The sequence below is a fragment of the Streptomyces sp. NPDC058964 genome, assembly GCF_042741275.1.
Lineage (GTDB): Bacteria > Actinomycetota > Actinomycetes > Streptomycetales > Streptomycetaceae > Streptomyces.
Genome location: NZ_JBHYKH010000166.1, coordinates 1 through 9,680 on the forward strand (window position 1 = coordinate 1; position 9,680 = coordinate 9,680).

Annotated in this window: 8 protein-coding genes; all 8 read right to left on the reverse strand. The window is 67.7% G+C overall.

Features of this window, described 5'->3' with window-relative positions; all coding sequences use genetic code 11:
* Positions 1 to 502 (reverse strand): amidohydrolase family protein (locus ACFW2E_RS21265; protein ID WP_384468630.1); only part of this gene is annotated, 502 nt, incomplete at its 3' end.
* 49 nt (positions 503 to 551) lie between these two features.
* Positions 552 to 725 carry a hypothetical protein gene (locus ACFW2E_RS21270; protein WP_384468631.1) on the reverse strand — a complete coding sequence of 58 codons (174 nt, stop codon included), beginning with the start codon at positions 723 to 725 and terminating at the stop codon, positions 552 to 554.
* 542 nt (positions 726 to 1,267) lie between these two features.
* Entirely contained in the window at positions 1,268 to 3,607 is a 2,340-nt protein-coding gene (gene yicI, locus ACFW2E_RS21275) for an alpha-xylosidase (protein WP_384468632.1), read from the reverse strand.
* Positions 3,608 to 3,764: 157 nt separating this feature from the next.
* Positions 3,765 to 5,255 (reverse strand): GH1 family beta-glucosidase, encoded by a 1,491-nt coding sequence (locus ACFW2E_RS21280; protein ID WP_384468633.1) that lies wholly within the window; start codon positions 5,253 to 5,255, stop codon positions 3,765 to 3,767.
* A 12-nt stretch (positions 5,256 to 5,267) separates the two neighbouring features.
* Positions 5,268 to 6,119: a carbohydrate ABC transporter permease gene (locus ACFW2E_RS21285; RefSeq protein ID WP_384468634.1), complete on the reverse strand. Its 852-nt coding sequence runs from the start codon at positions 6,117 to 6,119 to the stop codon at positions 5,268 to 5,270.
* A 6-nt stretch (positions 6,120 to 6,125) separates the two neighbouring features.
* On the reverse strand, positions 6,126 to 7,085 hold the full coding sequence (locus ACFW2E_RS21290; protein WP_384468635.1) for a carbohydrate ABC transporter permease: 960 nt from the start codon (positions 7,083 to 7,085) through the stop codon (positions 6,126 to 6,128).
* A 10-nt stretch (positions 7,086 to 7,095) separates the two neighbouring features.
* Positions 7,096 to 8,361, reverse strand: a complete 1,266-nt coding sequence (locus ACFW2E_RS21295; protein WP_384468636.1) for an ABC transporter substrate-binding protein — start codon at positions 8,359 to 8,361, stop codon at positions 7,096 to 7,098.
* 94 nt (positions 8,362 to 8,455) lie between these two features.
* Complete coding sequence (locus ACFW2E_RS21300) at positions 8,456 to 9,520, reverse strand: LacI family DNA-binding transcriptional regulator (protein WP_384468637.1); 1,065 nt, start codon at positions 9,518 to 9,520, stop codon at positions 8,456 to 8,458.
* Positions 9,521 to 9,680: the final 160 nt, after the last annotated feature.

A 9,680-nucleotide genomic window follows, 5' to 3' on the forward strand; every position in this document is an offset into this window, starting at 1 on the left:
GTACCTCGCCGCCGAAGAAGTGGCAGTGTCCACCAGGCGTAGTAAGCGGCGGTCCGGCGGAAAGGATCTGAGGTCCAGTGTGCGGCTGCTGCCTGAACTCCTCGGCGAGCGCGAGAGCCAGATAGTTCCGGTCGCCCAGGTCCCGAACGGTGGTGATCCCGGCCTGGAGCACTGCGTGAGCGGCGGCCCTCATCTGTGTCAGCAGCTCGGTGTCGTCGGTTTCCGCGAGCGCGGCAACCGGATCAGGACCGGCGTTGAAGGCGAGGTGGACGTGGCTGTCTATCAGGCCCGGCAGGAGACAGGAGTCCGGGCCGAGGTCGACATCGTTGTCGACACGTACGGATGTCTCGCCCGTGGTGTGCACGTCGCTGATGACGCCGTCAGTGACCGTGATCGTTGTGGGACCGGACATACCGTGGCCGTCGAACATCGAAGTCGCACGTATTGCGTATGAGTTCACGTTGCTTTCCCTTGCCAGTGATACATGTTTGCTGTGGCTCACACATGTTACTTGACTGCAAGTGCAGGGTGTGGACACGTGTTTCATGTCATCAGCCGTTGGCGGCATTGCGATGTGTACGCGGTCCAAGCCACCCCAGCTGCGCGGCCGGCAGACCTTTCTGAAAACGTGTCGTCGACCCCAGGGCCGCGCCCGCGTTGCTGACGTGTTTCTGCACGGTGCGGCGGCTCACCCCCAGGGCGCGCCCGGTGGCAACGTCCTTCATGCCGGTTGCGATCGGCCGAAGGATGTCCCGTGTCCGCTCGTCGATACGCGTGGGGGGCGCATCTCCGTCCGGCACCGGCCGGTCGTGTCGGCTCTCAGTGAAGTGGGGGCCGCCCGCAGCCACACCGCTTCGAACAATGCGGCAAGTGCCTTCAGCAGTGCGGGGATTGGATCACGAGCGATGCCGCCGTCGGCTGGTCGTCGCTTACCGGCAGCCGTGCGCATCGTCGGACGCAAGGCCACCGTGCGGTCGAAGACCATCAGCTTCGCCGGCAGGCACGGCAGCAGGCACCCTCCTTCCGCCGTTCCCCGCAACGCCGTCCGCAGCTGCACCGCACCCGTGAGGCCTTCCGCCTCATACACCGAACGAAGACGCACACCGGGCGCCACGACCGGTTCTCTCGAGGACGCCTCGTGTGTCGTCACGTACGGAGGCCTCGCCAGGTGCAGTACCTCAACCGTGCTTCCGCGAGCAGCTGGGCGTAGCGAGCCGATACTTCGCCGGCCCCGGACGCGTGCCTGGATCGAGCGGCCTGGACTCTCCTAGCAGCCCGCTGCGAGGCGTACCGAAATGCCTGTCGTCCCCGACGGAATGCTGAGAAGCGTGCCGAGTCCGGTCGAAGCAGCGGACGCCGGCGACCCGGAGTCGAGCCGAGCCTGTGAGCCGAGCAGAAGAACCCGCCACGCCCCCGGAGCCCTCTCCGCTTCGACGGTGAGCACATCGCCCTCCCGGCGGGTACGGAAGACGGCGTCCGCCGAACCGTCCGGGGAGGGGATCCCGGTCACCGTCGTCACGCCGTCGACCGGCGCGTGGACGCGCAGCGTCACACCGTCCGCCCAGTCGTAGACGGCAGAGTCGTCGCTCGCGCCGAACGGCACGACCGACCCGGGGCGGGCGAGCAGTGGCAGGCTGTCGAAGCCGTACCGCTCACGTCGCCACCCGGGACCCTGGATCTTCTCGCCCGACAGCACATGGGTCCAAGTACCCGCGGGCACGTAGTACTCGACCGTGCCGTCGGCGGAGAAGACGGGCGCGACGAGTAGATCGCCGCCCAGCATGTATTGCCGGTCCAGGGTGTGGCAGGCCGGGTCGTCGGGAAACTCCAGCATCATGGCGCGCATCATCGGAGTTCCGTTCTCGGCGGCCTGCTGGGCTGCGCGGAACAGGTAGGGCATCAGCCGGTGCTTCAGGCGCGTAAAGTCGCGTGTGACCGCCACCGCCTCCTCGTCGTAGTCCCACGGCACCCGGTACGACTTGCTGCCGTGCAGCCGGCTGTGCGACGACAGCAGCCCGAACTGCACCCATCGCTTGAACACCTCGGGTGTCGGTGTGCCTTCGAATCCGCCGATGTCGTGGCTCCAGAAGGCGAATCCGGACAGGCCCAGTGAGAGTCCGCCGCGCAGCGACTCGGCCATGGCACCGAAGTGGGACTCGCAGTCGCCGCCCCAGTGGACGGGAAACTGCTGGCCGCCCGCCGTCGCTGACCGGGCGAAGAGCACGGCCTCGCCCGCGCCCCTGACTTCTGTCAGCACGTCGAACACGGTCTGGTTGTAGAGCTGCGTGTAGTAGTTGTGCATGCGCTCCGGGTCGGAGCCGTCGTGCCAGACCACGTCGGTCGGGACCCGCTCGCCGAAGTCGGTCTTGAAGCAGTCGACGCCCTGCGCGGCCAAAACCCGCAGCTTGTCCGCGTACCACTGGCGAGCGTCCGGATTGGTGAAGTCGACCAGAGCCATGCCTGCCTGCCACAGGTCCCACTGCCACACGTCGCCATTGGCCTTGCGCACCAGATAGCCCAGACGCCCAGCCTCAGCGAACAGCGGGGACTTCTGAGCGATGTAGGGGTTGATCCACACGGAGACACGCAGGTCGTGCTCCTCTTTCAGTCGGCGCAGCATGCCCTCCGGGTCCGGGAAGACATCCGGGTCCCAGACGAAGTCGCACCACTGGTACTCGCGCATCCAGAAGCAGTCGAAGTGGAAGACGCCGAGGGGGATGTCGCGGTCGGCCATCCCGCGAACGAAGCGGCTCACCGTCTCCTCGTCGTACGAGGTCGTGAACGACGTCGACAGCCACAGACCGAACGACCAGGCAGGCGGCAGTGCCGGGCGGCCGGTCAGGGCCGTGTAGCGGTTCAGGATCTCCTTGGGCGTCGGGCCGTGGATGACGAAGTACTCCAGCGACTGGTCCTCGACGCTGAACTGCACACGGCCGACGGCTTCGGAGCCGATCTCGTAGCCGACCCTGCCCGGGTGGTTGACGAACACACCGTATCCCCGGTTGGTCAGATGGAACGGCACGTTCTTATAGGCCTGCTCGCTCGCCGTGCCACCGTCGGCTTGCCAGATGTCGACACTCTGACCGTTCTTCACGAATGGCGTGAAGCGCTCGCCGAGCCCGTACACCAGCTCGCCGACGCCGAGGGAGAGTTGGGCCAGCGAGTGGTGGGCGCCGTCATCGGTGAGCACGAAGCCGGTGCCCCGGGCCTCGGCGGAGGTCAGGACCTGTCCACCAGCGGTGAAGTCGAGCCGCCAGGCGGCCGAGGTGTCCACGCGCAGGGACAGGTCACCGGTCGTAAGGTGCAACAGCGCGCCGTCCTGGGTGACCTTGGCGACGTGCCCGGGCTCGCCGTGCACCGTGAAGTCGGGGCCACGCTCGGCGGCGCCCGCGTGATGGGTGCAGCGGATACCGATCACGCCCTCGGCCGGCGACCAGCATTCGACCGTCAGCAGCGGGCTGTTGAGGGTGTGTCCGCGGTCGGTCACATGGCGCACGGCCGCGTAGAGGGTGAACCGGTCGTCGCTGACATGGACGTCGGCGACCTCCGCCGCGTACGACGCATGAACGCCGTCACGCATCAGCCAGTAGCCGTCGGTGAACTTCATCGGGTGTTCCTCGGAAAGGGTTGATGGTCCGCGAGGACCTGGTGCTGCGAGACCGGTTGTCGGTGTCTCGTGAGGAATGGCCGCCCGCCCGTCGCGACGTGCCTGCCGCAGGGGCGGCGGTCATCGCCGGCCCGGGACCAGGCGGTTGAGGTGTGGTCTACAGGTCATGCAAGTCCCGGCCGGAGTGGAACGGGGCGTGGCGCTGGGGACCGGCTCCTGTGCCGGAGCCTTGGGTGGTGCGGGAGGCTGGCCGGCGTGCACGGTGTGCGGCGATCAGCCGCCGGTACCAGTGGTAGCTGTCTTTAGGGATCCGCTGTTGCGTGTCGTAGTCGACTCGGACGATGCCGAAGCGCTGGTCATAGCCGCGGGCCCACTCGAAGTTGTCCAGTAGCGACCACACGTAGTAGCCGCGGACGTCCACCCCCGCCTGCATGGCGGCCGCGAGAGCATCCAGATGGCTGCGGAGGTACGCGATCCGGTCGGTGTCACGGACGCGGCCGTCGGCGTCGACGGTGTCGGCTTCGGCCGAGCCGTTCTCGGTGATCAACACCGGCGGCAGCTCGGGATAGCGGTCGGCGAGGTCGACCAGCAAGTCCGTGAAGGTATGCGGGACGACGGGCCAGCCCATGGTGGTGTGCCGCACGTCGTCGCGCCATGTCTCCACCGCCCGGATGTCGACGGCCGTGCGTGAAACCGGGTCCGGGTCGTCGTACGGGGCGTCGGCGACGGTGATCGGCCGGTAGTAGTTGATGCCGACGAAGTCGAGGGGAACGCCGATGAGGTCGAGATCGCCCGCGCGCCGGTACGTCCCGTCGGCCTCCATCACGAGTTCGCCCCAGGTCTCGACCTCATGACGTGGGTAGCGCCCGGCGAACAGCGGCTCGAACCAAACCTCGTTGTGCAGCGTCTCGGCCCGGCGCACGGCGGCCAGGTCGGCCGGCGACTGCGTGGCCGGCAGCAACCTGTCGGGATTGAGAGTGATCCCGACCTCCTTGGCGCCCGCAGCGCGCAGTGCACGCACGGCGAGTCCGTGGCCGACGAGCAGATGGTGGGCGGCAGCGAGCGCGCCGCGGCCCTCGCGGGCTCCTGGCGCGTGGCCGCCGGCCGCGTAGCCGACGAAAGCGCTGCAGAACGGCTCGTTCAGGGTGATCCAGCGATCCACTCGGTCCGCGAGCCGGTCCGCCGCGATCGCCGTGTACTCGGCGAAGCGCTCCGCGGTCGCGCGCACCCGCCAGCCGCCTTGGTCCTCGAGCGTCTGCGGCAGGTCCCAGTGGTAGAGCGTGGCGGCCGGGGAGATCCCGGCGGCCAGCAGTTCATCGACGAGCCGGTCGTAGAAGTCCAGTCCCGCCGTGTTCGCCGGGCCCGAACCGGTCGGCTGGACACGCGGCCAGGCGATGGAGAAGCGGTAGCTGTCCACGCCCAGAGCGCGCAGGAGGGCGACGTCCTCGCGGTACCGGTTGTAGTGGTCGCAGGCGACGTCACCGGTGGCGCCACGGGCGACGCGACCGAGTTCGCGGCTGAAGGTGTCCCAGATGGACAGGCCTCTGCCGTCCGTGTCGTAGGCGCCTTCGATCTGATAACTGGCCGTGGCAGCCCCGAAGACGAAGCCGTCGGGGAAGCCGGACTCGGGCAACTCGGAAACACTCACAGGGAAGCCCGCCTACTTGACCGATCCGCCGGTGATACCGGCGGCGATGTACTTCTGTGCGACGACGAGTAGTACTGCGGCCGGCACCGCGGAGAGCACGGCGGTCGCCATCACCGCGCCCCAGTCGCTGACGTGCGCGCCCACGAACTCGTAGATGCCGAGCGTGATCGGCCTGACGTCGTCCGTGGTGTTGAGCGTCAGGGCGAAAATGAAGTCCGACCAGGCAAAGAGAAAAGTGAACAGTCCCGCCGTGATGAGCGCGTTGCGACTCATCGGCAGCACGATGCGGACGAACGCGGTGAACCGGTTCGCCCCGTCCACCATCGCGGCCTCCACCACCTCACCGGGGATCGAAACCATGAAGGCCCGCAGCAGCACGATCGCGAACGGCAGACCGAGCGAGGCGTCCGCGAAGACGAGACCCAGGTAGGAGTTGACCAGTCCCAGCTCCGCGTACGCGCTGTACATGGCATTGGCGATGACGATGCCCGGCACCATCTGGGTGATGAGCGTGGCGAAGACGACGCCCTGGCTCCCGCGCAGGCCGAACCGGGCCAGTCCATACGCTGCGGGCGCGGCCAGAGCCAGGCAGACGACGACAGCGCCCAGCGCGACACCGAGGCTGGTCAGCAGAGAGCGGCCCTGAGTACTGATCGCTGTGTCGAAGTTCTTCAGACTGGGCGACGTGGGGAACCACTGGGTGGCGGCGATGCTTGAATCGGGCTGGAGTGCGGTGTTGAGCATCCAGTACACCGGGAAGAGCAGAACGGCGAGGATCAGCAGCGCGGCGGCGGTGTTCCAGGCCGAGCGCAGGCGGGCGGATCGGGTGCTCCGGTTGACCGGCTGGTTCGTGGACTGCTTCATCGTCGGTCACTTCCCCTTACTGAATTCGGCACGGTTGGCTCGCAGGTACAGCAGGGCAAAGGCCGCACTGATGAGGATCAGGACATTGCCCACCACGGCGCCCTGGCCGAAGTCGAGCTGCAGGAAGGAGAGCTGGTACGTGACCGTGCCCAGCGTCTGTGTCGAGTCCGCGGGTCCCCCGGAGGTGAGGGCGAGGATCAGGTCGAGGATCTTCACCGTCGACATGAAGCCCAGGACCAGCACGACGGTGATCACCGGCCGGAGCATCGGCAGGGTGATGCTGCGGAACGTGCGCCATGCGCCGGAGCCGTCGAGCGCCGCGGCCTCGTACACGTCACGGGGTATCTCCTGGAGCCCGCCGTAGAGGATCACCATGTTGAACGGGATACCGATCCATATGTTGACCATGATCGCCGACAGGAGCGCGACACCCGGACTGTTCAGCCATGGGACCCCGTCCGCGGGCACCAGGCCGACCGCGTGCAGCGCGGTGTTGAGCATGCCGTGCTCCTGGTCGAGGATGCGGCGCCAGACGACGGCGGACACCACCATGGGGACGAGCCAGGGCAGCAGCAGCACGGCGCGGACGAGACCGGAGAGCCTGAAGCGCCGGGAGAAGAAGACGGCGAGGGCAAGACCGATGGTGAACTGTCCCAGCAGGGAGCCGACGGTGAAGACCACGGTGTGCCACAGGGCGTCGCGGAACAGCTCATTGGAGAAAACAGCCCGCCAGTTGTCGAGGCCGTTGAATGGGGCCTCGCCCGTGAAGTACGTCTTCGGCGTGTAGTGCTGGAAGCTCATCACGATGTTGTGGACGAGCGGATAGCCGAAGAACAGACCCATGTAGGCGAGTGCCGGTGCCACGAAGAGTCCGCCCAGCAGCCGCCGACGTCTGGGCGTCCTGCGCACGCTCGTGTGTCTGTCGCGCGTGGCGGTGGCGGGCGCAATCGAGGTAATGGTGCTCATGTCTGCCGTCTCACTTCCCTGCCGAAACCTGCTGCTGCGCCCGGTGCAGGGCACTTTCCGGGCTGGTACGCCCGGTCAGCACGGATTGGAAGGCGCCGGCGAGCGCGTCACCGACAGCGGGCCACCGGGTGCCGACCTCCGCGGTGCGTGAGCGGGCCGTGGTGACCAGATCGGCGAATGCGGCAAGTTTCGGATTTTGGGCTGCGTACGCTTGGGCGGCCGCAGCGCGCGTGGGTACGTTGTTCACCGACTCACCCCACTGGAGCTGGTTCTGACTGGAGTTGAGGCAGTTGAGCAGCTTGCCGGCCTTTTTCTCGCGGGCCGGGTCGTCGTTCTTCGGTATGGCCATGACGGTGCCGCCGATGGGTGGTACGGCGGCCTTTCCTGCTTCGGGAACCGGGATGCTCGCAACCGCCCAGGTGACCTTCTTCTGGGCGCTGAGGACCGGCACTTGCCACGGGCCGTTGATCATCATGGCTGCGCGACCCGCCACGAACTGGTCGTTGACGTCCTGCTGGTTCCAGTTGACGACCGACTTCGAGGCGGAGCCGTCCGTCTCCAGGTCCTTCCAGAGCCGGAGCGCGGCTTCGCCCTTGCCGTTGTCGAGATGTGCCTCGTCGCCGCCGGCGGACCAGAAGAACGGCAGGAACTGGTACACGCCATCTGCGTTGGGGCTTGCGCTGAAGGCCATGCCGTAGGTGTCGCCCGCGGTCAGCTTCTTCGCCGCCTCCCGCAGATCAGCCCAGGTGCGGGGCGGCGCGATGCCTGCATCCTTGAGGAGCTTGGTGTTGTAGATGAGCGCGAGGGAGTTGACGGAACGGGCGATGCCGTACTGAACACCGTCGTACGAGCCGAGAGAGGTAGCGCTCGCGGAGAAGCCGGACGTGTCGACGCCGGCTTCCTTCAGCGGGCGCAGTCCGTCGGTCTCGGCGAACTGCGGCAGCTCCGAGCCATCCAGTTCCAGGATGTCGGTCAGCGAGTGGGACGATGCCATCCGCAACGCCTTCGAAGCGACTTGGTCGGCGGGCACGCTGATCTGCTCGACCCGCACGCCCAGCGGCTTGGCACACCGGTCGAAGAAGCGCTGGTTGGCGGCGTGCTCCGCGGTGTCGGTCGCCGAGTTGAGCACGGTGACGGTGCCCGGGTCCGGCTCTGCGGCGCACCCGGTCAGGCCCAAAGCGCCTGTGGCGCACGCGAGGGCCGCCGCGAACGCGGGGATGCGTCCGCCTGTGGCTCTCGAGAATCTTGCTCTGATGCGTCCTGCTACGGACGGCATGTTCGTTCTCCCTTACATGTGCGGCTCTGGACACGCAGTGGCCCGGCGCGGGCCGGAGCGTCCGGTCCGTGCCGTAGGCGCAGCACTGTCCTGCTCAGTCGCTCGGCGGCGGGGCGATCGCGGGCCCGGCCATGCGCGGCTCGATCGGGTGGTGCGACGTCGCGGCGGAGGTGTGCGAGGTGCGTGCCTTCGTGTGTCGTGGGGAAGTGGACGGCTTTGGATCGCTGTGGCCGAGTTCGACCGCCTCGATGGCCAGTCGGGTCACGGTCGCGGACATCTCGGCGACGGGCAGATCGATCCGTGGCAGATGCCGGACGCCCAGTTCGTCGGGAAGGCTGCCGACGAGGACGACAGACAGATCCTCGGGGATCCGCCGCTCTGCTGAAGTCACCGCGTCCAGCAGGTGGGGGAGGAGGATCAGATGCTGGACGACCAGGGCGGTCGGCGCGGGACTGGCGCTCAGCGCCTCGCGCAGCCGGCGCCCGAGCACGGTCGGGTTCCGGTGGGAGGAGACCACGCGCACATCCACACCGGCTTCGAGCGCCGCGCGCTGGGCGCCGTCGAGGCCACGCAGCGCGTAACCGCGGCGAGCGGCGATTTCGTGCTCGGCCGAGGACAGGAACACGATCCGGCGGTGGCCGGCCGTCGCCGTCTCAAGCAGGGCGAGGGCGACGGCGGCTTCCCAGTCGAGATCGGTCGAGGGAAGCGTGGCTTGACCGTCGTGGCCGAGCAGTGCCGCGGGGAAGCCCAGCTCGTGCAGGACCTCGATACGAGGGTCGCGCTCCTCGACCGCCATCAGCACTGCCGCGTCCGCGAGTCCGCTGCGCGCCACCCGACGAAGTCCGCCGATGCCATCCGCGTCGGTGATCAGGAGCACGTCGTGGTCGTGGACGCGGGCGGCGTCGGTGACGTCGACGGCGAACCTGCCGTCGATCGCACGGTACTCGCCGGCCACGCGCGGTACAGCCAAGGCGAGTACCCGGGTGCGGGCGCTGCGCAGGGTACGGGCGCTGGCACGCGGGTGATATCCGAGCTCCTCGATGGCCGCGTGAACGGCCTGCCGGGTGTCTTCGGAGACCTTGCGCGCACCGCTCAGGACGTACGAGACGGTGCTCGGCGCCACGCCGGCTCGTTCGGCAACGTCCTTGATCGTGGCCATGATCGCTCCTGTCCGCCCGTATCGGGTCTGTCCGTCGCTTCATCGAATCGATTCGACAAGAGCCCGTGGGGGGGGGTGGGGTTTTATTGGGTTTGTGTGGGTTTTTTTAAACACATGAGCCCCCCAGGGAAATCAAAAGATTGTTGGGGGGAGGGACCGG